This window comes from Hydrotalea flava (assembly GCF_001623405.1).
In the GTDB taxonomy this organism is placed as follows: Bacteria; Bacteroidota; Bacteroidia; order Chitinophagales; family Chitinophagaceae; genus Hydrotalea; species Hydrotalea flava.
The window spans coordinates 1-24,360 of the sequence record NZ_LUHG01000017.1 but is presented as its reverse complement, the minus strand read 5'-3'; the positions used below and the strand labels follow the sequence as shown (position 1 = coordinate 24,360).

Sequence of the window (24,360 nt, the reverse complement as noted above, 5' to 3'; positions counted from 1 at the left end):
TATTTATGGTTCATGTTTTGCTTTTCGTCGGGTGTTTTGCATCCGGCATAGTGTAACCAATTCTACATATACAATTCTAAACTTCAGTTGCCATTTAAATTACATATAAATATATTTTTATTCATTAAAGTGGGGGGTATCTTATTCCTTTATCCAAATGTCACAGATGCTAGGATAGTGGTCAGATAAATGCAAAGGAAAAGTTTTGTGTTGCAGGGGTTGAATGGGATGGCGTATCAGCATCACATCAATACGCAGGGTGGGCGAAATACTGTCGTAAGTGCCGCCTAAGCCAAATCCGGTTTTTAAAAATGCATCCTGTAATCTGCTACTGAGCATGTGGTATACATAAGAAGAAGGTACTGCATTTAAATCGCCACAAAACACAAAGGGAAGCCCCGTTGTATCCAACACTGCACTAATACGGGCTGCCTGTGCTACATGCACCTTATCAAAATAACGCAGTTTTGCAAAGGTAGATTTTTGTAAAAAAAGCGTAGTATCCGGTTTATAGAAGTGCGATTCAACCGGCATGGCCTGACTGCTATGCAAATTCATGGATCGCAAATGGGCATTGATAAGCCTGAATTGCTGCTGCCTGGCCTGAATGGTAACCCATTGAAAATCTTCTTTAAAATGCTCGGGATTGGGCAATGGAATAACGGCAGAATCAACAATCGGTAAACGCGAAAAAATGACAATACCATTTTGCTGCAGGTCATACCCTTCAATGCCAAATGAAAAATTATTGACAAAAGCTGTGTAGGGATAATGCAAAGAATCGCGGATATAATGCAAGTTGGAACGAAATTTTTTCCCCGTAGCTGTGGCAAAGTCCTGAAAGCAAAGAATATCGGCATTAGATTGTTGAATGAAGGCAAGCATTTGCCGACGGGGATTGCCGGGTGTATCATATGCAATGGCAGCATTTAAAAATTCGTTCACATTCCATGATACAATGCGGATGCTTCCTGCCGGTTTTTCCATTGTAAAGGATTTCCCGGGATGAAACCCCCAAACCGAATGGATATTGGTATATCCGCAAGCCAATACTAAGAAAAACAACCAACTGTATTTTTTAAACAGCAGAAGCGATAGCAGGCAAACCCCAATCATCCCGGCCAACAGCAATGGGAAAGCCAGCGATAGAAAAGTCATGGGCCAAAAACGAACCGGATTTACAAAAGGAGTAAGTGCAGAGAGTGCATACACTGCACTAAAGCCAATACATACAACCCCGGCAAATTTCCTGAAAACAGCTACTGCAAAAAAAGCCATAATGGTTTGTTTATAAATCTTTACTGGCCTTTTTTAAAAATTCTTTTTCTTCCTCACTCAGCATGTGGTAGCCCTGCTGGTTAATTTTATCCAAAATATCATCTAAACGCTGTTGGGTAATATTCGGTGTTTTTTGAAAGGGCTTTGTATTGCTCTGGTAAAACAGTTTTTCTTTGGTAGTTGCAGTTTTGTTTTTCTTTTCCGGATTAAATAAATCATCTACCCATTCTACCGTACGGTGCATCCAGTTGCCCCAATCGGAGCCTCTTTTTAACTGGCGAATGTATAAGAAACCCACAATGCCACCTGTTAAATGGGCAATGGCATTACCGCCGTTTTGGCTGGCAATGGTTGCGTAATCAATGGCTACAAAAATTAAGGTTAGTACCCAAATGGGAATACCTCCGTTAATAAGGGGGAAAATTCTATAATCGGGGGCTAAGGTAGTAGTTGCCACGGCAATAGCCATTACCGCTGCACCTCCGCCCATTAATGCAGGAGTGAAAGCAATGTTTTGGTATAATGCAGGAATTAAGTTAACACTCAACACAAATGCAATACCGCCAAAAAAGCCTCCATACAAGTAAATGGGCATAATATTTTTATTGCCGGCTAAATCTTGTAAAATATAACCAAAAGCCCATATCCATAAAACGGTGCTGATAATACCCCAAACGCTATAGGTGGTAAACATATAGGTAAGAATGGTCCATATTCTGGGGAAGAAAACTTCTGTATCGGCGGGTAGTGCCAGCCAGTTTACAATTTGTTTTTGAAAAAACAGGCCTGCGGTTGCATTGCTATCGTAAGAAAGGAAGTAAACAATTTTGATGAAAGTAAGCGATACAAAAAAAAGTGCATTCAGAATAATAAGAAAAACCAGTGCATTATTGTTTTCACCTAATAAAGGTCTTCTGCGGGTATTATGCATTTCGCTCAGGTTCATACATTAAAATTGCAAAAAATTACGCAATTAGAAGGTTAAATTGCTTTAATAAAACGAACTTCTGTTGTTTTTGTTCCAGAAATACACCAAAATAATACCTACCAAAGCACCGCCTAAGTGGGCAAAATGTGCCACATCATCGCCGGCTGAGTTTTTAATGCCTAAGTACAACTCAAATGCGGCATACATGATTACAAACCATTTGGCTTTAATGGGTACAAAAAAGTATAAGTAAATTTTTGTATTGGGAAACAAATAGCCGAAAGCAGCCAAACAGCCAAAAACGGCTCCCGATGCACCAATGGTAGCTTCATTAAGGCGGGCTAAGAAATTAACTTTGTACAGTTGTTGGGTGGCTGGGTCTAAACTATTAAAAGCATCAATTAAGTGCTGAGTTTGAAAGTACAACACAATTAAGTGGCTAAAAGCGGCACCCAAACCACAAATAATATAAAAGGTTAAAAAGCGTTTGGGCCCCCAAAGGTTTTCTAATACCGAGCCAAACATCCATAAAGCAAACATATTGAAAAAAATATGTTCAAATCCGCCATGCATAAACATGTGCGTAATCAATTGCCAGGGTCTGAACAATGGGCTTTGAAAGGTGTGCAGGGCAAACAAATCATCCATATTAATGAAACCTTGCCTGCCAATCGTCATTTGTGCCAGAAATACCAAACCATTAATAATGATCAGGTTTTTAATCACCAATGGTAAAATCTGAAATCGTCCGGGCCTGAATTCTGTCATGCTACAATATTATGGGTTTATAAATGCTTCTTTTAACCGAAGCTGCACAATGTTTTCAATATGGAAGGTATGCGGAAACATATCTACCGGCTGCACCTTTGTAACGGTGTATTTTTCATCCAGCAAAGCCAAATCTCTTGCCTGTGTGGCAGGATTACAGCTTACATACACCACCAAAGGGGCAGCAATATCCAATAATTTCTGTGTTAATTTTTCGTGCATGCCTGCCCTTGGCGGATCGGTAATAATCACATCGGGACGGCCATTTTGTTCAAAAAAATCATCGGTACAAACCTTTATTACATCCCCGGCAAAGAAGGCAGCATCAGTTATGCCGTTTAAGGCAGCATTTTCTTTGGCATCTTCAATGGCTTCGGGAACCGTTTCCACCCCAACAATTTTTTTTGCCTGCTTGCTTACAAAAATACCAATACTTCCGGTTCCGCAATATAAATCATACACGGTTTGCGTGCCATTTAATTCGGCCAATTCGCGAATGAGGCGGTACAGTTGTTCACCCTGTGCAGTATTGGTTTGAAAGAATGATTTAGGCCCAATTTTAAACTTAAAATCTTCCAGGGTTTCAATAATAAAACCAGGCCCTTTCCAGGTATGCACGGGCAAATCATAAATGCTGTCGTTAAATTTTGGATTGATGGTATACAGCAGGGTGGTGATTTCAGGAAATTGCCGGTCAATGCTTTGCAGCAGGGCTTCGCGCAGCGGTTTGTATTCATAGCCCAGTACAATATTCACCATCAGTTCGCCCGAACGGGCCAAACGAATCATCACATTCCGCAGCCATCCGGTATGCAGGCGTGCATCATAAAAGGGAATGTTTTGTTGCCGGCCAAAAGCCACAATGGCCTTCCTGATGGCATTTGCCGGTTCGTTTTGCAGGTAACAGGTATCTATTTCCACCACCTTATCAAAAACCCCTTTGGCATGAAAACCGCCATAGCCGGCTACTTCGTTCCCAGGAATTTCATGGGCGGGCAGTTGTTTAAAATCGGCTTTGGGAATGTATTTTTTATTGGAAAAAGTAAACTCTAATTTGTTGCGGTAGCCCTTGGTTTCGGCAGCGCCCACAATTGGCGCAAACGGTGGAAGGTTAATTTTGGCAATACGGGTAAGATGGTCGCTAACCTGTTTTGCCTTGTATTGTAGTTGCAATGCATACGGCAGCATTTGCCAGGAACATCCGCCACAGGTACCAAAATGTTTGCAAAAAGGTTGTTCGCGTTGGGGCGATAATTGTGTAAAGGCAATTGCTTCACCCTCCGCCCAATCTTTCTTGTTTTTGTGCAATAATACATTTACCATATCACCGGGTACTGCTTTTTCAATAAACAGTACTTTCCCGTTTATACGAGCAATGGATTTACCTTCGGCAGCATAATCTTCTACCAAAATATTTTCCAGAATAATTCTTTCCTTCTTTTTTCTCACAGGCGCAAAAATAACATCCTAAGCCTTTGATTGCGTATTTACAACTATTAAAAAAGGTTTTTATGGAAGGATTAACGCAAAAGAAACTGATAAAATAGGATAAAATACCGAAATTTACAAATAGGAAATGACACATGTGTTTGTTAGCATGTCAATGTTGATTAGATTGTTTATCGTTATTGTTTGAATAATTGACCTGTAAACAAAAGTCAGGCAAATGATTGAATGTTTATTTTTACAGTATGAAGAACCTCCGCCTCGTTTTTTGCTTAGCACTTGTTGCGCCTTTGTTTGCAATAGCACAACAAAAAAAAACAGCCGCCGGTACAACGGCAGCATCCCATACCGGCCATAACATCCGCATACAGTTAAAGCCTTTTAAAAATACCACCATTTATCTGGGCACTTATTATGGCAAGGGCAAAGCCTTGTCTGATTCTGCAGTATTAAACAGCAATAGCGAAGGTGCTTTTAAAGGCAGCAAACCTTTAACCGAAGGCATTTATTTTGTGGTATCGCCCCAATATACCATTCAGTTTGAAGTGCTGGTGGGCAAAGAACAACATTTTAGCATTGTGGCCGATTCGGCCGATAAACTGCACCCCCTCATTACCGGATCGCCGGATAATACTTTGTTTATAGCATATTCACAGGAAAGCTATCGGCTGGGTAGCGATATAGATGCCCTGCAAAAAACACTGGCACTGCAACATACCAAAGCTGATTCATTAAAAATTGAAGCACAACTGAAAACGCTTTCCGAAAAACTGCACCAAAGCAGAGAAAATATTATTGTGCACCACCCCAACTCATTACTCGCTTTTTTATTACAGGCCATGCAGCGGCCCGAAGCGCCTGCTATACCGGTAGTAAACGGCAAGCCCGATTCGTTGTATCCTTTCCGATATGTAAAAGAACATTATTGGGATGATGTGTTGTTTAATGATGACCGACTGCTGCATACCCCGTTTTTTGAACCCAAGTTAGATGATTACTTTAAATACTATGTATCGCCAGCACCCGATTCTATTATCAATGAAGTAAACTATATATTACTCTCAGCCCGTACCGGCAAGGAAATATATCCGTATTTGCTTACCAAATTCACCAACAAATACCTGAATCCGGAATACATGGGGCAGGATAAAGTATTCCTGTTTTTGTATGAAAATTTTTATGCCAAAGGCGATACCGTTATTCTGAATGCCGAATCTAAAAAAATGATAACGGACAGGGCTTATAGTATGATGGCCAATCAAATTGGTGTACAGGCACCCGAACTGAATTTAACCGATACATTAGGTAAAAATATTTCCTTATACAGTTTAAAGGCGCCATTTACCGTAGTAGTATTCTGGGATCCCACCTGTGGCCACTGCAAAGAAGAATTGCCCCGTATTGATTCTATATACAAAGCACGCTGGAAGGCGATGGGGGTAAAATTATACAGCGTAAATGTAAATGAAGCAAGAATGGATGATATGAAGCAGTTTGTGCAAGAACATCATTTTAGCAAAGATTGGATTATAACCTATCAAACCAAAGCTGCCCGTTTAGCCGAACAAAAAGCTAATGAACCCAATTACCGACAATTGTATGATGTGTTTAAAACACCTACTTTGTATTTGTTAGATGATGATAAGCACATCATTGCTAAACAATTAACCATTGAGCAAATTGATAATTTAATGCAGGTAAAGCGCACTCAAAAACAATAAATACATTTTTGTTTCTGAATATAAACAGCTTGATGTATTTTACTGGTTCAAACGCAGCGGCTATTACCTCAAAATAAGTTTGCTGCTTAAAACATGCTATATGCAATACATCAAAACTTTCGTAATGCTGCTTTTAGTTTTTACATCTGCTGCTATGGTAATGGCGCAAAATGCAGTCCCTTCACCGTTTGATACAACCATATATGGCCGGAATGAAAAAGCCGGACATTATGTACATACCCGCGGCATTCATTTATACTATGAAACATATGGTAACGGATCCCCCTTGCTGATCATCCACGGCAATGGTGGCTCTATCAATAATTTTCTGTACCAGATACCTTATTTTGCCAAAGAATATCGTGTAATATTAGCCGATAGTCGGGCACAGGGCAAAACAACCGATACCGGAGATTCATTAAGTTATGAAATGATGACTGATGATTTAAATGCCCTGCTCGATACCCTGCAAGTAGACTCCTGCTATGTAATTGGCTGGAGTGATGGCGGCATTAACGGTTTGTTGCTGGCCATTCGCCACCCTGATAAAGTAAAAAAATTAGCCGTAACCGGCGCCAATTTATGGCCCGATACAACCGCCATTGACCCCTGGGTACGCCAATGGGCACTACATTTAAACGATACTTTGGCCAAAATGCCCGCCACTCCGGCGGTAAAAAGAGAACGCAAGTTGGCACATTTGCTATCGTACGAACCGCATATTACCCTGGCACAACTGCATACCATACAATGTCCCACATTGGTAATAGGTGGAGATCATGATGTTATACGCCCCATTCATACCCTGCTGATAGCAGAAAACATTCCCCAATCGTATTTATGGATTTTACCCAATTCCGGCCATTCCACCCCCATTGTGTATAAAGACGATTTTAACCGGCAGGTCGATTTGTTTTTTACAACACCCTACCGCAACATTGAAAAAGAGGCGCGGTTTGAATAACCCATCGGTTAAAAATTACCCGGCCGGTAGCACCCCTCCCTCTTCGATACTGCTTCGAGACAACAGCGTTGCGCAACGCTGTAACTCCGTAATTGCCTGCCGGAATGATGGGCGATTGCTTAATTTAAATGTCATTAACAATCTTGATCTGATATACTTGACCAAAAAACTAAAATGACTTTTGGATAGCTTCAATTGAAATGAAGTTTGGATGCCGCTAAAGCAATACATTTAAAGCACCACAAAATTTACAAATCATTTCATAGAACTAAAACTGAGTGAAAGTTTAGTATCTGATTGAAATGATTTTAATTTTCAATATTCAGTCTCCTATCAGTTAAAATATTTTTTTAACTTCTTTACGTTAAATTGATATATAAAAAAATATTTTATTAAGGGAAATAAATCATTACAGCATAGTGCAGGATGGTTATTATTAAATGTTAAACTAATTTCACTTTAGATTCATTATGTTTGATACTTCACTGTTAAATCTATTTTACGATGCTTAAAATATATTCACTTTTTCGGGTTTCTATTTTTCTTCTGTTAGTAAATACATCTGTGGCTCAGATAAAAGTTGAGAACCTGCTTACAGAAAACCTTACTAACCCTATTGGTATTGGTACTGCACAACCACAATTTAGCTGGCAATTAATATCATCCGAAAGAAAGATCATGCAAACAGCTTATGAAATAAGGGTGGGCGAAAATATAGCTGCATTGCAAAAGGGGGCAAAAGCAGAATGGAATTCTGAAAAAATTATATCCAATCAGTCTGTTCATGTAAGGTATAATGGTAAAACTTTACAATCTGGGAAAAAATATTTCTGGCAGGTTCGGATTTGGGATAATGAAGGAAAATCTTCTGCATGGAGTGCCCCTGCATTTTTTCAAATGGCACTCTTAAATAATAATGAATGGAAAGCTAAATGGATTGCGCCAGGTTATATAGAAGATTCCATTCTGCGCCCAAGCCCCATGTTTAGAAAGCAATTTAATGCCTCAAAAAAAATAAAATCGGCTACTGTATATATTACCGCACATGGTTTATATGAAGCACAGATAAATGGCAAAAGGGTAGGAGATGCTTATTTTACACCCGGATGGACGAGCTACAACAAACGGCTTCAGTACCAGGTATATGATGTAACCGATTTGATAAAAAGAGGCGGCAATGTCATTGGCGTAACACTGGGAAGTGGTTGGTATCGGGGGCATTTAGCATGGGAAAACAATAAGAATATTTATGGTAAAGACATTTCTCTTTTGCTCCAGTTTGAAATAGTTTATACAGATGGATCAAAGCAAACCATCATTTCTGATAGTAGTTGGAAATGTACTACCGGAGGAATTATCAGTTCCAGTATATATAACGGCGAAACCATAGATGCTCGTAAATATAAAACAGGATGGGATTTACCAGGGTATAATGATGCCGATTGGTATGGGGTAAAAGTTGAAGATTTTTCATATAATAACCTAATAGCTACCTATAACGAACCAGCAACAAAACATGAAACTTTTACACCTATCAAGATTATTACAACACCTAAAGGAGAAAAAGTAATTGATTTTGGGCAAAATCTGGTAGGATGGGTGATGTTGAAAGTGCATGGTAATGCTGGTGATACTGTTATCATTCAACACGCTGAAATATTAGATAAAGAAGGAAATTTTTATACTACTAATCTTCGCGCAGCTAAAGCTACTTCAACTTATGTCTTAAATGGAAAAGGTGAAGAATATTTTGAACCACATTTTACCTACTATGGCTTTCGTTATATTAAAGTTGAAGGAATTAAAGGCAATCTAAATCCAAATAACTTTACAGCAGTTGCAATTTATGCCAACATGAAAGAAACTGGCACATTTACTACATCCAATCCCCTCATTAATCAATTGCAACATAATATACAGTGGGGGCAAAAAGGAAACTTTTTAGATGTTCCAACTGATTGTCCACAGCGCGATGAACGACTTGGCTGGACGGGAGATGCCCAGGTATTTTCCAGAACGGCTGCTTTTAATATGGGGGTGTATAATTTTTTTGAAAAATGGATGAAAGATGTAGCAGCGGATCAATTGCCGGATGGTAGCGTTCCCTTTGTAATACCAAATGTGCTAGGGCCTAATTCTGCAGGCTCTGCCGGATGGTCCGATGTTTCTACAATTATTCCATGGAATATGTATTTAGCCTATGGCGATAAAAAAATACTGGATGATCAATACAACAGTATGAAAGCTTGGGTAGAGTACATGCACAAAAAAAGTATTAATAATCTTTGGAATACCGGATTTAATTTTGGCGATTGGTTATTCTATCGCCCTGATGATGATAATGATGGCCGTGCTGCTGTTACTGATAAATATTTAATTGCACAATGCTTTTATGCGCATTCCACACAATTATTAATGAATGCTGCAAATGTTTTGGGCAAAACAGAAGATGTTTCTTTTTATTCCGGCCTTTTGAAAAAAATAAAAGATGCCTTTATAAAAGAATACATGACCCCCAACGGGCGCCTTGTTTCCGGTACACAAACGGCCTATGTGCTGGCACTCAATTTTGATATGTTGCCGGAAAACCTGCGGGCACAGGCTGCTGAAAGACTGGCTGAAAATATTAAGAGTTACAATTTTCATCTTACAACAGGTTTCTTAGGCACGCCATACCTATGCCATGTGTTAACGCGTTTTGGTTATGATAGTATAGCCTATAAATTATTGTTGCAGGAAACCTATCCCTCTTGGTTATATCCTGTAAAGATGGGCGCTACCACTATTTGGGAAAGATGGGATGGAGAAAAACCTGATGGAACTTTTGAGAATCCGGGAATGAATTCTTTTAATCATTATGCTTATGGAGCTATTGGGGATTGGATGTATCGTAAAATGGTGGGGCTGGATACGTATGAAGACGGAGTAGGGTATAAGCACATCAAAATAAAACCGCATATTGGTGGTGGTTTCAGTTTTGCATCAGCAAGCCTGATTACTTATTATGGAAAACTTAGTAATAGTTGGAAAATTGAAGGGGATAAAATAATCATGGATGTTGAAATACCAGCCAACACATCAGCAACAATATTTGTTCCCGCAAAAAACGGAACCACAATTTGGGAAGGCAACCTACCTGTTTCTGATTCAAAAGACCTTGAAGTTATCAGCCAGAAAGGAGGATACATGGTAATTAATGCAGGTTCCGGTCATTATCATTTTACATCACAGCTAAAATAAATACTCCCTAATCCTATGAAAAGCAAGGGGGCTCATTAATCTTTTTTCCTTTAATTGTTAGGTTGTTGTAGTAGCCCCCTTTTTAAAATTTCAAAATTACATGCTGTTTAAATATTGCTGACAAAAGTTAACAGTTTTACCCCTACTACTAAATTAGGATGTTTACGCTAATATGCTTGTATTTCCATTTTGCTTCCAATATTCAATTCATACAGTCTCACAAAGAATTTCTTAATGTTAATTGAAACGGAACGGCATAATGAGCTTGTTCTTTATTTAAAACAATCTCTGCCGCCTTTTCCCCCATCAACTTAAAATCTGTAGATATTGTAGTAATGCCGTTGAGAATAATTTTTTTTAAAGGTGTTTCATTGTATGATATAACGCCAACATCCTTTCCAATTACTTTTTCCCTGTCTATAATCTTTTCTATTAGCGTTACCAGATTATCTTCCATTAAACTAATATATACTATACCATCCTCAATATTTTCTTCCTCTATTTCATCAATAACAGTGTGGTTAAAGGCATATTCGCTGCAAAACCTGGCAAATCCATTCAAAATTTCATTGGGGTGATAGGTGTAATTTGGGAATATTATTTTAATAGTGTGGTATTTGTTGAGGTGGGGAAGGGCTTCTTCCAATGCATTATAAATATCCTCTTCAAAATTTTCATAAACTGTACTGGCATTCCCACACATGCTGTCAATATTTTTATCTAATAAAATCAATTTCCCAGCTGGTATAAGTTTTAAAATTTCTGTAGATGTTTTATTGTCTTCTCTTAAATGAGGTATTATTACATAATGGGTATAATTATCAATACTTTTACTGAGTAATTCTTTAAATAAATTGAAATCATTGTTGTAAATATAAAAATCAACAGTAGCCGACTGGCCTAAGGTTTCAATGAAGGAGTCGTAAATGATCTTTTTATGGGTACTCAGTTTATTAAACAATAGGAAAATTTTATAAAACTGCAATAATTTTGAGTTTTTAATAAAATAGCCTTTACCTGCAATAGAAGCCAATATGCCAATTTTTTTTAGATAGCTGTAACCTTTTTCAATTGTATCCCGCGATACATCCATTTCACTACTAAATTCATTGATAGAGGGAAGAATATCATTGTCTTGTAATTTACCACTAATTACTGCTTTTATAATTGAATTAGCAATCTGCAAATATTTGGGTGTGGCAGATAAAGTATCTAATTCTATAAATTTAAAAAAGTAAGACATCTTTTGGTTAAAATAATATTTTAATACAATAATTTAACAAATATAAACTGTAAAAAGGGATGGATGCACGAATCAGCATAGTGCAGGACAGAGGTAAAAATGGATAGATTATTTTTACTTAAATTTAATATTCATATAGCTATTATGCAAATAATATTAGGCATTATTTTTCATTTTATTGGGGGTGGGGCATCGGGTAGTTTTTATGTGCCTTATACTAAAGTAAAAGGCTGGCATTGGGAAACTTTTTGGATAGTAGGTGGTTTGTTCTCATGGTTAATTATTCCACCCATTGCAGCCTGGCTTACCATTCCACATTTTGCAGAAATTATTTCACAATCATCGCTTTCTACTTTTAGTTGGACTTATTTTTGGGGAGTGCTTTGGGGTATCGGTGGCTTAATGTATGGTTTGGGTATGCGTTATTTGGGCATGTCATTGGGCAATTCTGTTTTACTTGGTTTTACTTCTGCTTTTGGCGCTTTGGCTCCATCTATTTATTATAACTTTTACCCGCAGGATGGCAAGACTACTTTCCATGACCTGCTAACTCAATCATGGGGGCAAGTTGTGCTGATAGGTGTAGTGCTTTGTTTAGTCGGTATTTTTATTTGTGGAAGAGCAGGTGTTTTAAAAGAACATGAATTATCAGAAGAAAAAAAGAAAGAAAGTGTAAAAGAATTCAACTTAGTAAAGGGATTAATTGTGTGCATCCTGGCAGGTATTCTTAGCGCTTGTTTTAATTATGGCATTGAAGCGGGTTCTAAAATGGCAGATGCTGCTAATGAGGCGTGGAAGGCATCCAATCCTTTAGAAACCGGTAATTTTTTATATCGCAATAATGTAATTTATATTGTTTTATTGTGGGGTGGACTTACCACTAACTTAATATGGACATTATTTTTAAATATTCGTAATAAAACTTTTGGTGATTACACCAATAAAAAAACGCCACTTATCAAAAATTATCTTTTCTGTGCATTAGCAGGCACACTTTGGTTTTTACAATTTTTCTTTTATGGCATGGGCGAAAGCAAGTTGGGTAACGGAGCCAGTTCATGGATTTTGCACATGTCGTTTATCATTTTAGTGGCTAATATGTGGGGTTTTGCATTGAAAGAATGGAAAGAAGTGAGTAAAAAAACCAAAACAACCATTATTGTTGGCATCATTACCATTATTGTTTCAGTTATTATGGTAGGTTATGGCAATTCAATCAAATAATTTAACGAAGAAAAAATAGTTTTATGGTAGAACCAACAATTGTATTTAAACATGTAAGTTATTTGTGGAATGATGAAGTGGCAGCTTCAATGAAAGACGATGAAGTGGCATTATTAATTTACCGGTCAAATTTATTAGGTGCAGATTTACGATTGACCAATTATGGCGGTGGCAATACCTCTTGCAAAACATTTGCAAAAGATCCGTTGACAGGCAACGAAACAGAAGTAATGTGGGTAAAGGGCAGTGGCGGAGATATAGGTACTTTAAAGAAAAGTGGTTTAGCTGCATTATATGTTGATCGCCTGCGTAGCTTAAAAAAGGTATATCGTGGTATTGAGCACGAAGATGAAATGGTTGAGCTGTTTAATCATTGTATATTCGATTTAGCCTCTAAAGCACCATCCATCGATACGCCATTGCATGGCTTTCTTCCATTTAAACATATTGATCATTTACACCCCGATGCAGCAATTGCCATAGCAGCAGCCAAAGATGGTAAAAAAATTACCAAAGAATTATTCAGTGGAACAATTGGCTGGGTTGAATGGCAACGACCAGGATTTGATCTGGGCCTTAAATTAAAACAATGTTTAGATGAAAATCCTGGTATTAGAGGCATTATGCTTGGTTCACACGGTTTATTTACATGGGGCAATACGGCATACGAATGTTACTTAAATACATTAGATGTAGTAGAAAAATGTGCTTCCTATATCGAATACCATTTAAAAAAGAACAAATCAATTTTTGGCGGAAAAAAATTAGAAGCCTTACCAAAAGAAAAACGGTTAAATCAGGCTGCAAAATTAGCACCGATATTGCGTGGTTTTTGCTCATCAAAAACCAATATGATTGGTCATTTTACAGATAATGAAAATGTGTTAGAATTTATTAATAGTAATAACCTTGACAGGTTGGCACCACTTGGAACTTCCTGCCCCGATCATTTTTTACGCACTAAAATCAGCCCCTTAGTACTGAATTTAGAACCAGGTGAAAAACTAAATGATGTAAAATCGGTCAAGGAAAAATTAGCCCCCTTATTTGATGCTTACCGGAAAATGTATGCAGATTATTATAATACTTGTAAGCACTCCAATAGCCCTGCCATGCGTGATGCCAATCCGGTTGTAATTTTATATCCGGGTGTGGGTATGTTCACCTTTGCAAAAGACAAACAAACCGCTCGGGTTGCCTCTGAATTTTATATTAATGCTATTAATGTAATGAAAGGTGCAGAGTCCATTTCTTCCTACACTTCATTGCCCCGGCAGGAAGCATTCAATATTGAATACTGGTTATTGGAAGAGGCGAAGCTGCAACGTATGCCAACCCCCAAAGCATTAACCGGCAAAATAGCACTGGTTACCGGCAGTGCCGGGGGAATAGGAAAAGCAATTGCAAAAAAGTTAGCAGAAGAAGGGGCCTGTATTATTCTGAATGATATTAATGATGAAAGATTATCCACTACTACAAAAAAGTTTCAAGAGCTTTTTGGAAAAGATAGTACCGCTTCGGTGATGCTGGATGTAACCAGCCAGCTATCAATATCGGAAGCATTGAAAATGGCCGCAGTTACATTTGGCGGGATAGACATTGTAGTGAATAATGCAGGTATCAGTATTTCTAAACCCATTGAAGAACATAACACAGAAGATTGGGATAAATTATATGATATATTGGTGAAAGGCCAGTTTTTGGTTTCACAGTCATCAATCGACATGATGCGAAAACAAGGGTTAGGTGGTGATATTATTAATATTGTTTCAAAAAATTCAATCGTTGCAGGTGCTAATAATGCCGCTTATGGTTCAGCAAAAGCGGCGCAGGCTCATTTATCCCGGTTAATGGCTGCTGAATTAGGAGGGGATAAAATACGGGTTAATATTGTGAATCCCGATGCTGTTATTAGCGATTCTAATATTTGGGCCAATGGATGGGCTGAAGGGCGGGCTAAAGCTTATGGAATTAAAGTAGAAGAACTTCCGGATTTTTATGCTAAAAGAACTCTGCTACATGAAACGATATTACCTGAAGATATTGCCAATGCCTGTTTTGCTTTTGTGAGCGGTCTTCTCAATAAATCCACCGGAAATATTTTAAATGTAGATGGAGGCGTTGCTATGGCATTTGTAAGATAATTTTTTTCGCATAAGCTAGTATCAAATCGTTGATGATTTTCTAATCTGTCAACCTTTTGATTCTTATGTATGCTTGTTTAATTAATTATAATATGCAAGTTAATAATGAAATACAAAATAATTCTACTCAAAAACAATCACCGGTGTATTCAGCAATCGTTAGGGTTGCTTTTAAAATGCAATTGAATAAAGGTTGTAAGGAAGAATATAAAAAAAGGCATGAAGCATTATGGCCGGAACTTTCGTTTCTGCTTAAATCTAACGGCATTAGCGATTATTCTATTTTTTTAGATGAAACAACTTATAACTTATTTGGGGTAATGAAAATGAATAATGCAGGAAAGCCGGATAATTTAGCATTGCACCCGGTTATGCAAAAATGGTGGAATTATATGAAAGATATAATGGAAACAAATACAGATAATTCTCCGGTTTCTGTCCCATTGCAGGAGGTTTTTTATTTGCCTTGATATTTTGAAAAAACGATAATGAAAAATTGCAGCCATGATAATCAACAAAACCTTAATACAGGAAAACAACAAAAACTACAGTCAAGAACATAAACGTAATTATGAATTTGTTGCATCCGGCATATCCAACATAGACGAAATAATTAAAAAAATAATTGACTTTCAGATCGCTATTCCAAGTTGGGCATTAGGAACAGGAGGTACCCGGTTTGGTCGTTTCCCCGGAGGTGGAGAACCACGTAATCTCGAAGAAAAGATAGAAGATATCGGGTTGCTTCATGCATTAAATCAGTCAAGCGGTGCTATTTCTTTGCACATCCCCTGGGATATTCCCAAAAATGCATCCAATATTCAATTACTTGCAACACAGCATGGCCTAAAGTTCGATGCGATGAACTCCAATACCTTTCAGGATCAACCCCATCAAAAATTGAGCTATAAATTTGGTTCAATGCAACATGTTGATAAAGCTGTTCGCAAACAAGCCATTGATCACAACATAGAGGTAATACATCATGGCATTGAACTGGGTTCAAAATCGTTGACAGTTTGGCTAAGCGATGGCTCCTGTTTTCCAGGGCAGCTCAATTTTAGAAAAGCCTTCCAAAATACATTGGAAAGTTTACAGGAAGTTTATAGTGCTTTACCGGATGATTGGAAGATGTTTGTAGAATACAAAGCCTTTGAGCCTAATTTTTATTCAACTACTGTTGGTGATTGGGGACAATCGTTGCTATATACCTCAAAGCTGGGCAAAAAAGCATATACATTGGTTGATCTGGGCCATCATTTGCCCAATGCCAATATTGAACAAATTATTGCACTATTATTAATGGAAGGGAAACTGGGGGGCTTTCATTTTAATGACTCAAAATATGGTGATGATGATCTTACTGTTGGAAGTATAAAACCTTATCAGTTATTTTTAATTTTTAATGAACTGATAGAAGGAATGGATGCAAATAAAATGAATCATGCTTCTGATTTAGCATGGATGATTGATGCATCACACAATGTTAAAGACCCATTAGAAGATTTATTGCAGTCAGTAGAAGCCATTATGATTGCTTATGCACAGGCATTATTGGTGGATAGAGAAAAATTAGTGGAAGCACAACAGTGCAATGATGTAGTAACCGCACAAGAAATTCTACAAAATGCATTTAGAACGGATGTTCGGCCATTGGTAGCAGAAGCAAGGGTACGGGCAGGTGGCGCCATAAATCCGATAGCATTGTACCGTAGCCAAAAGGTAAGGAAACAATTAATTAAGGAAAGAGGCATAAAAACTTTAGCAACAGGATTATAATAAACTTTAAATATAAAACTACTATAATGTAATAGTTTGTAAATTACAGAGAAGAATAGAACATTAATTTAAAGTTGTAATGCACTGAGAATACTTTTTAATATGATTTCTTAGATGACCATAAACCATATGAACAAAAAAAATGTAATTGTAATTTTTGATGTGGGTAAAACTAATAAAAAACGATTGCTATTTGATGAACAATATAAACTGGTACAAGAAGAAAGTACCCAATTGAAAGAAGTAAAAGATGAGGATAATTATCCCTGCGAAGATGTAGAGGCGTTAACTAAATGGATTCAAATTTCTTGTAATGATATATTAAATGATAAAAGATATAAAATTAAGGGTATAAATATTTCAGGATATGGTGCCAGTTTTGTTTATCTGGATGTAGAATTAAAGATAATTCCTCCTTTATATAATTATCTGAAACCGTATCCTCCCAGCCTCAGAGAAAAATTTTATAAAACTTATGGTGGAGAAAATGCTCTGTCAAAACAAACTGCTTCGCCCATATTGGGAAATCTTAATTCTGGCATGCAGCTATACCGGATGAAATATGAAAAGCCGGAAGTGTTTGCCAATATAAAATATGCGTTGCATCTTCCCCAATATTTAAGTTTTATTTTTTCAGGCAACCCTGGCTCTGATATAACCAGTATTGGTTGCCATACCCATCTTTGGGATTTTCAAAATAATCAATACCATACCTGGGTAAAAAAAGAAGGAATTTTGCCTAAAATGGCACCTGTAATTGGTAGTAACAGTATTGCCGGATACATTAACAATACCATACCAGTTGGTATTGGTTTGCATGATAGCTCCGCGGCATTAATTCCTTATCTTATTTCGTTTAATGAACCATTCCTGCTTCTTTCAACCGGCACCTGGTGTATTACTTTAAACCCATTTAATCAAACTCCTTTAAGTGATCTTGAATTGCAACAAGATTGCCTTTGCTATCTTTCTTATAAAGGAATTCCTGTTAAAGCGTCTCGGTTATTTGCAGGATATGAACATGAGCAGCAAATAAAAACACTTGCGGAGCATTTTCATAAACCGTTGCATTATTATAAAACTGTTCAATTTGATTTGAACATATATAATAGTCTGAAAACTGTACATGGTTTTTCAGATAAGTTTACAGAGGAAGCGATGAGAGCTAAATCAGGATTTGATCAAAGAAACTTAAATGATTTTAGCAGTTATGAAGAAGCATATCACCAGTTTGTGGCCGATTTAATTGTGCAACAAATAAAAAGTACCAATCTGGTATTAGAGAATCGTTTTGTAAAGCGATTGTTTGTAGATGGAGGGTTTAGTAAAAATCAGATTTACATGCATTTACTGGCAATGGCCTATCCTCAAATGGAGGTCTATAGTGCCTGTTTGCCTCAGGCTTCAGCATTAGGCGCTGCCTTAGCCATACATCAACACTGGAATCCCAAACCCTTACCTACCGATATTTTTGATTTGAAATTATATTCCGGAATTCATGATGATAAAGTATAACAGCAGTGCGATAATGCTTCAAAATAAATTGAATCAATTTTTTAATAATTAGGCAACAAATAAAATTTTAAAGTAAAATATTTTTAAATGAAACTTATTTATAATTCTAATTTTCCTTCCATTGAAGATTTAAGGGAAAAAGCAAAAAAAAGAATACCCCGGTTTGCCTTTGAATACCTCGATGGCGGATGTAATGAAGAAGTTAATCTTCAGAAAAATACCGCTGAAATCCGTGAGGTAGAGTTGCTGCCTGAATACCTTAAGAATTATGCAGGTATTAACATGAAAACAGAATTATTTGGGCATACCTATGATGCCCCTTTTGGAATTGCACCTATAGGATTACAAGGATTAATATGGCCCAATGCACCGGAAATATTGGCCAAAGCAGCTTTTGAACATAATATTCCATTTACATTAAGTACAGTAAGTACCAGTAGTATTGAGCGTATTGGCGAAATTACAGAAGGAAGAGCGTGGTTTCAGTTATACCATCCGGCAGAAAACAGTCTGCGGGATCAAATCATTAAAAGAGTTGAAGCTGCACAATATCCGGTTTTGGTTATTTTAAGTGATGTGCCCTCCTTTGGTTATCGTTCCAAAGAAATAAAAAATGGATTGGCCATGCCTCCGCGTATGACCTTAAACAATATGCTTCAAATAATGGGCAAACCTAATTGGGCCATTAAAACACTGATACACGGCCAGCCTTCTTTTCAGGTGCTAAAACCATATATACCGAAAAGGATGAATATGCATCATCTGGGATTATTTATGAACAAGACTTTTGATGGTAGGTTGAATCAAGAAAAAGTAGCTGCCATTCGTAATCTGTGGAAGGGAAAGCTGGTTTTAAAAGGTATTGTAAGTGAAGCAGATACAGAAACAGCTATTAAACTGGGTATCGATGGTATCATTGTTTCTAATCATGGCGGCCGACAATTAGATGCAGGAGAGTCTTCTATTCATTCACTCAATAGAGTGGTTAAAATTTATGGCGATAAAATAAAAATTATGTTAGATAGTGGCTTGCGCTCAGGTCCCGATATTGCAAGAGCGCTGGCTTCGGGTGCTCAATTTACTTTTCTTGGAAGATCATTTATGTATGGTGTAGCAGCATTGGGAAAAGAGGGGGGCAATCATACGATATCTATTCTAAAAACACAGTTGCAACAAGTAATGCAGCAAATTTGTTGTGAACGGGTAGAAGATTTCAGTAACTTCCTTGTTACAAAACGTTCATCTTAAAATAAAAAAATTCATTTGATAACCGTCCCTTTTTTCTCACTAATTTTATAGCAAGCAATTGTATTTCTGGAAGCGATTTAAATTAACAATGCACCTACCAAATAAATCTGGTTTTTCAACATATTCCAAAACAAATACAAAAGTAGCAATTTCCCTGCCATCTTCGACACTGGTTCGATAGAACCTGCATAAATATTGGATTGTTTCGAAGATGTTTCGAATACCTGTCGAAGAAATTTAAAAAAAGCCCGAAAACACTGTCTTTGTCTTTCAGGAAAATAATAGTGATATTATGTTATATAGAAGATGTGGGCGCCTGTCAAAACGCAGGGTACTTTGCATTTTGTATAGGAAAATACTATCTGCAAAAAATGTGCGCTACTACAACAATTGTATGTGCCAACAATTGAAATAACGCTGTACTTTTAAGTTGGAAACTGAGTAATATCCTAAAAAACACATTTGGGGTATTCTTAGTATTGTAAAAAATGAATACAGTCCTCTGCCCGATGAAAAATTGCTGCGGGCGGGTAGCAAGGGAAGGGTTGCCTTATCTTTCCACCCGTCATTTTGAAGATTTGCAGGAAGAGTTGGTATTCCTACATTTAGATGATGCCTTAGCCTGCAGCAACAAAACTTATCAAACCTTACGCAATGCATTAGCAACCTAAAATTTCTTTTCTTCCTTCAATAGTAATGCCCAGTATATTATATACACAGCGGGTAGTAATTTTACTGTCCTGCTTTACTTTGTAATACATAGCATCTAACCATACAATGCAATACAGTGGATCTAATGGACGGCTTTGCCATTCCTGATACTAACGGTATTACTTTATCGGTAATGGCTGATAGTGTGCCGGCAGAAATATATCCGTGTCGTACATATCTTTAATATGGGCAGATATATCACGCAAACTCATCCCATGACCATACATCCCGATAATTTTTTGCTCTAAACTTTCTGCTAAAATGGTTTCTCGTTTTTGTACAATCTGAGGTTCAAACTCTCCTGGCCGGTCCCGGGGTGTAGATAAATCAAAGGTGCCCTCTGCTGTTTTTAACTGTTTACTGTTATAAACATTTTTATGATTGCCCGCAAGACGTTGTTCCTCGTCAAGCTGCTCTTCCAGGAAATTTTTAGCATAGGAGCAAAAGTGCCATCCTTGCCAAATAAACTTTTGCCCGAACAAAATTGCTCAGGGGTCTTTTTCTTTAATGCTTCGTAATCGATGGCTTCTTTTTTCTTTTCCATAATTAAACTGTGGTTTAAAGTTCCTAAATCATTTTTGAACTTTGACACAGTTTTGTTTACAGCCTTATTTAGGAGTGTAAAATTGTTCGACTTCTTTTTAGTGCTCCTTCAAAACTTTCAGTAACATTGGCTTTTCCAATTGCAAACAATAAACGGGCTGCTTTCATTTCTTGCATTACCTGTGCACTGGTTACTTCCGATAAAATGAGTTTTGTACCTCTGTGTTTCGATTCTTTATAAATTTCCTGTAATGTTTTAATACCGGTAACATCAATTATGGGTACTTGCCGCATTCTAATAATAAGCACTTTAGGTGTTTTTTCTATGAATTTGATGGCATCTTTAAACTTATAAGTTGCGCCAAAAAATAAAGGCCCGGAAATTTCAAAAACCTCCACTTCTTTCGGTATGGAAAAATTACCAATGGAGGCATTGTCGGCATCAGTATTCTCCATTTCTTTTGGCAACAGATTTACTTCGCTAAACTGAATCATTTTGCGCATAAACAGAAAAGCAGCAAGTACCATCCCAATTTCAATGGCCACAGTTAAATCAATTAAAACCGTTAAGAAAAAAGTAGCCAATAAAACCAGCATATCGCTTTTAGGGCCTTTTAAAATAGATACAAAGTTTTCCCACTCACTCATGTTATAAGCAACAATTACCAAAATGCCGGCTAAGGCCGGCATAGGTATTAAAGCAGCCCATTTGCCCACCAGTACCAGAATTAAAAGAAGTGTAATGGAGTGAATAATACCCGCAATAGGTGTACGTCCGCCGTTCTTGATGTTGGTAGCTGTACGTGCAATGGCGCCGGTTACCGGAATACCACCAAAAATGGCTGAAAAGAGATTGGCGGTTCCCTGTGCAATTAATTCGGTATTGGAGCGATGGTTACCCCCTATCATGCCATCTGCTACCACAGCAGAAAGCAATGATTCTATCCCACCCAGTAAAGCAATGGTAAATGCAGGTTGAATTAATGCTTTAATAACGGAAAAGTTAATGGTAGGAATAATGGGTCCCGGTAAATGATTGGGGATAGCGCCAAAACGACTACCAATGGTTTCAACCGGTAAATGAAAAAACTGCACTACAGTAGTAGTAAGAAGTATGGCAATTAGTGAGCCGGGTATTTTATGTGAAATACGCGGCCAGAAAATAATAATCAGTAGTGTTATTGCTCCAATCGCCAATGCATATACGTTAGTTGTGTTTATGTGTAAACTAAATTGGTACCATTTCGATAAAAATCCTGCCGGTACGCTGCCCATGTTAAGGCCCAAAAAATCTTTTACTTCCGATGAAAAAATAATTAAAGCAATACCGCTGGTAAAGCCAACAATTAATGGGTAAGGTATAAATTTAATAACGGCACCCAAACGCACTAAGCCCATAATAATTAAAATAATGCCTGCTATAAAAGTTGCAATCACTAAGCCACTTATACCGTATTGCATTACAATGCCATATACAATTACAATAAAAGCGCCGGTAGGGCCTCCTATTTGTACTTTACTGCCACCTAAAGTAGAAACAATAAAACCACCAATAATAGCTGTATACAATCCTTTTTCCGGCGAAACTCCGGAAGCAATCGCAAAAGCTATGGCCAGGGGTAATGCTACAACGCCAACAATTAACCCTGCCAGTAAATCTTTTATAAATTGCTGTAATGTGTAATGTTGAAGCGTATCTAATATTTTTGGTTTAAAAAACATATTATAAAATTGATTTTAGAAATGATTTCTACAAAATTAGCACAGGCAGGCAGCTTTAGTGGTAAACCTTATCAATCAGTAAAGTGAGTTTTATCAATTTTTAAAACAGGTAGAACAACCATTTTGCCGGAATGCAATAACTTACTGTAAATTGTTTCCTGATTCATAAAGTTGGCAGATATGGAATATTTTTTAGGGATAGATATGGGCACCACCTCAATCAAGGCAGTTGCATTTTCAAAAAATGCTACAATACTGTATCGTTATGCAATTGAAAATGAAACTTTATATCCTCAGCCCGGTTTTGCAGAACAGCATCCCGATAAAATTTTACAGGCCGTAATCAACTGTGTGTTGGAAGTGGCAGCTTATTTGCAACAGCCACCTTTGTGTATCAGTTTTAGTGCGGCACTGCATGGGCTTATTGCCATTGATGCCGCAGGTATACCCTTAACCAATTGCATTTTATGGAGTGATACAAGAGCTGCACAAGAAGCGCTGACCTTGCATCAAAATGGTATAGCAAGTGAAATTTATCAGAAAACAGGCGTTCCTGTACATGCCATGACACCGCTTTGCAAACTGCTTTGGCTTCAAAAAAACAATCCGGATGTTTTTAAAAAATCAGCCAGATTTATAGGAATGAAAGAATATGTACTACATGCATTAACAGGTAAATATGCTATTGACACTTCATTGGCAACGGCAACGGGCTTGTGTAATATTTATTTGTTACAATGGGATGATAGTATTTTATCGCTGGCCAATATATCCAAACAACAACTTTCTGAAATTGTGCAAACAGATGCTGTTTTTTATGTAAAAAATGGAGTGCTCCCCAATTGGGCAAATATCATTCCTTTGGTAATTGGTGCAGGAGATGGCCCGCTGGCTAATTTAGGAATGGGTATTATTGATGACCGGAATATAGCAGTTACTATTGGTACCAGTGCTGCGGCCAGAAGCACAATTCAATCTCCTCAGTTAGATGATGGCATGCAAACATTTTGTTACCATCTTCAGCATACTACTTATGTAATGGGTGGTGCTTCTAATAATGGTGCTAGTGTTTTACAGTGGTTGAAAGAGGCAATATTGCAATCAAATAACACATATACTGCACTTGTAGCAGAAACAGCAGCCATACCTGCGGGAAGCAATGGCTTATTGGTTTTACCTTTTATTGCCGGAGAAAGAGCCCCATTGTGGAATGCAAATGCTACAGCAGCTTTTTTAGGAATGACCCAACAGCATACCCGTGCTCATTGTATTAAAGCTGTAATGGAAGGGGTTTTATTGAATGTTTACACCATTATACTGGCTTTGCTAAAAACCAATAGCAATGTGGAAGGTATTTACGCCGGAGGTGGTTTTGCTGAAAGTGCTGAATGGGTGCAAATGCTGGCCGATATAAGTGGGTTGCCTGTTCAATTGCCGGCAACGATTGAAACATCTGCCTTGGGTGCTGTTATGATAGGTGCCAAAGCTACCGGACATGCCAACGTAGCACCATCAAACAATAATTTAACGGTTTATATGCCCAATGCGGCTTCACATCAGATATACCAAAAAGTGTTTTTGCAGTATAATGAAGCGCTGAAAAATTTGGGATTATTAAAAAAGCCGCTTGAATAAATGTTCAGCGGCTTTTATCCATACTATTTATTTTTTCTTTAAATCTGCTGCAGTTAAACCTTTTTCGGGGTCTTTCATAAATTCATCTTTACATTCCTTACTGCAAAAACCAATTACGTGGCCTTTATAATGCACGGTGTCTTCTAATCCTGCTCTGGCAGGCATGCCGCAAGAGGGGTCGCGCTGGTTATCTACCATATCTGCGGTAAATTTAGCCTGCATAGGCATGGGTGCCATGGCGGCGGCAGTAT

18 protein-coding genes and 2 pseudogenes are annotated in these 24,360 nt (G+C 37.5%); 12 read left to right on the top strand and 8 right to left on the bottom strand.

Annotated elements, in window-relative coordinates; all coding sequences use genetic code 11:
- Positions 1–141: 141 nt before the first annotated feature.
- From A0F92_RS00710 to rlmD, 4 genes are read right to left on the bottom strand one after another with little or no spacing between them, the layout of a single operon-like run.
- Positions 142–1,278 carry an endonuclease/exonuclease/phosphatase family protein gene (locus A0F92_RS00710; protein WP_068240613.1) on the bottom strand — a complete coding sequence of 379 codons (1,137 nt, stop codon included), beginning with the start codon at positions 1,276–1,278 and terminating at the stop codon, positions 142–144.
- Positions 1,279–1,288: 10 nt separating this feature from the next.
- Entirely contained in the window at positions 1,289–2,224 is a 936-nt protein-coding gene (locus A0F92_RS00705; protein WP_068240610.1) for a rhomboid family intramembrane serine protease, read from the bottom strand.
- Positions 2,225–2,269: 45 nt separating this feature from the next.
- Positions 2,270–2,974 (bottom strand): rhomboid family intramembrane serine protease, encoded by a 705-nt coding sequence (locus A0F92_RS00700; protein WP_068240608.1) that lies wholly within the window; start codon positions 2,972–2,974, stop codon positions 2,270–2,272.
- 9 nt (positions 2,975–2,983) lie between these two features.
- Entirely contained in the window at positions 2,984–4,423 is a 1,440-nt protein-coding gene (gene rlmD, locus A0F92_RS00695; protein WP_068240607.1) for a 23S rRNA (uracil(1939)-C(5))-methyltransferase RlmD, read from the bottom strand.
- 242 nt (positions 4,424–4,665) lie between these two features.
- Between rlmD and A0F92_RS00690 the strand changes: the two genes are divergently transcribed.
- From A0F92_RS00690 to A0F92_RS16000, 4 genes and pseudogenes are all read left to right on the top strand, one after another.
- Complete coding sequence (locus A0F92_RS00690) at positions 4,666–6,141, top strand: TlpA family protein disulfide reductase (protein ID WP_167516674.1); 1,476 nt, start codon at positions 4,666–4,668, stop codon at positions 6,139–6,141.
- Between the two features lie 100 nt (positions 6,142–6,241).
- Positions 6,242–7,105: an alpha/beta fold hydrolase gene (locus tag A0F92_RS00685; protein ID WP_068240603.1), complete on the top strand. Its 864-nt coding sequence runs from the start codon at positions 6,242–6,244 to the stop codon at positions 7,103–7,105.
- A gap of 504 nt (positions 7,106–7,609) precedes the next feature.
- Positions 7,610–10,162: pseudogene (locus A0F92_RS00680) on the top strand (family 78 glycoside hydrolase catalytic domain); the annotation flags it as partial.
- Positions 10,163–10,247: 85 nt separating this feature from the next.
- Complete coding sequence (locus tag A0F92_RS16000) at positions 10,248–10,298, top strand: hypothetical protein (protein ID WP_394330957.1); 51 nt, start codon at positions 10,248–10,250, stop codon at positions 10,296–10,298.
- A 264-nt stretch (positions 10,299–10,562) separates the two neighbouring features.
- Here A0F92_RS16000 and A0F92_RS00675 read toward each other — a convergent pair whose 3' ends face one another.
- Positions 10,563–11,588 (bottom strand): GntR family transcriptional regulator, encoded by a 1,026-nt coding sequence (locus A0F92_RS00675; RefSeq protein ID WP_068240598.1) that lies wholly within the window; start codon positions 11,586–11,588, stop codon positions 10,563–10,565.
- A gap of 144 nt (positions 11,589–11,732) precedes the next feature.
- On the opposite strand from A0F92_RS00675, the gene rhaT reads away from it, so the two are divergent.
- The 7 genes from rhaT to A0F92_RS15400 all read left to right on the top strand — a co-directional run bounded on the left by rhaT (position 11,733) and on the right by A0F92_RS15400 (position 20,169).
- Positions 11,733–12,812 (top strand): L-rhamnose/proton symporter RhaT, encoded by a 1,080-nt coding sequence (gene rhaT, locus A0F92_RS00670; RefSeq protein ID WP_068240596.1) that lies wholly within the window; start codon positions 11,733–11,735, stop codon positions 12,810–12,812.
- A gap of 23 nt (positions 12,813–12,835) precedes the next feature.
- Positions 12,836–14,956, top strand: a complete 2,121-nt coding sequence (locus A0F92_RS00665) for a bifunctional aldolase/short-chain dehydrogenase (protein ID WP_068240594.1) — start codon at positions 12,836–12,838, stop codon at positions 14,954–14,956.
- A 92-nt stretch (positions 14,957–15,048) separates the two neighbouring features.
- A complete protein-coding gene (rhaM, locus tag A0F92_RS00660) occupies positions 15,049–15,426 on the top strand; it encodes an L-rhamnose mutarotase (protein ID WP_253809988.1) in 378 nt (125 codons plus the stop codon).
- A gap of 34 nt (positions 15,427–15,460) precedes the next feature.
- Positions 15,461–16,735, top strand: a complete 1,275-nt coding sequence (locus A0F92_RS00655) for a sugar isomerase (protein ID WP_068240591.1) — start codon at positions 15,461–15,463, stop codon at positions 16,733–16,735.
- Between the two features lie 129 nt (positions 16,736–16,864).
- Positions 16,865–18,250 carry an FGGY-family carbohydrate kinase gene (locus A0F92_RS00650; protein ID WP_068240619.1) on the top strand — a complete coding sequence of 462 codons (1,386 nt, stop codon included), beginning with the start codon at positions 16,865–16,867 and terminating at the stop codon, positions 18,248–18,250.
- An 87-nt stretch (positions 18,251–18,337) separates the two neighbouring features.
- Positions 18,338–19,498 carry an alpha-hydroxy acid oxidase gene (locus A0F92_RS00645; protein WP_068240588.1) on the top strand — a complete coding sequence of 387 codons (1,161 nt, stop codon included), beginning with the start codon at positions 18,338–18,340 and terminating at the stop codon, positions 19,496–19,498.
- A gap of 509 nt (positions 19,499–20,007) precedes the next feature.
- Positions 20,008–20,169 (top strand): hypothetical protein, encoded by a 162-nt coding sequence (locus tag A0F92_RS15400; RefSeq protein ID WP_167516673.1) that lies wholly within the window; start codon positions 20,008–20,010, stop codon positions 20,167–20,169.
- On the opposite strand, the pseudogene A0F92_RS00640 reads toward A0F92_RS15400, so the two are convergent.
- Together A0F92_RS00640 and A0F92_RS00635 are read right to left on the bottom strand one after the other, a co-directional pair.
- Positions 20,158–20,691 (bottom strand): annotated as a pseudogene (locus A0F92_RS00640) (transposase). The gene A0F92_RS15400 and the pseudogene A0F92_RS00640 overlap by 12 nt on opposite strands.
- A gap of 130 nt (positions 20,692–20,821) precedes the next feature.
- On the bottom strand, positions 20,822–22,474 hold the full coding sequence (locus tag A0F92_RS00635; protein WP_167516672.1) for a SulP family inorganic anion transporter: 1,653 nt from the start codon (positions 22,472–22,474) through the stop codon (positions 20,822–20,824).
- Between the two features lie 180 nt (positions 22,475–22,654).
- Here A0F92_RS00635 and A0F92_RS00630 point away from each other — a divergent pair, with 180 nt between their 5' ends.
- Positions 22,655–24,109, top strand: coding sequence for a gluconokinase (locus A0F92_RS00630; protein WP_068240583.1), 1,455 nt, complete (start codon positions 22,655–22,657; stop codon positions 24,107–24,109).
- Between the two features lie 27 nt (positions 24,110–24,136).
- Here the strand turns inward: A0F92_RS00630 and A0F92_RS00625 are convergent.
- A partial coding sequence (locus tag A0F92_RS00625; protein ID WP_167516671.1) for a YHS domain-containing protein occupies positions 24,137–24,360 on the bottom strand: 224 nt, incomplete at its 5' end.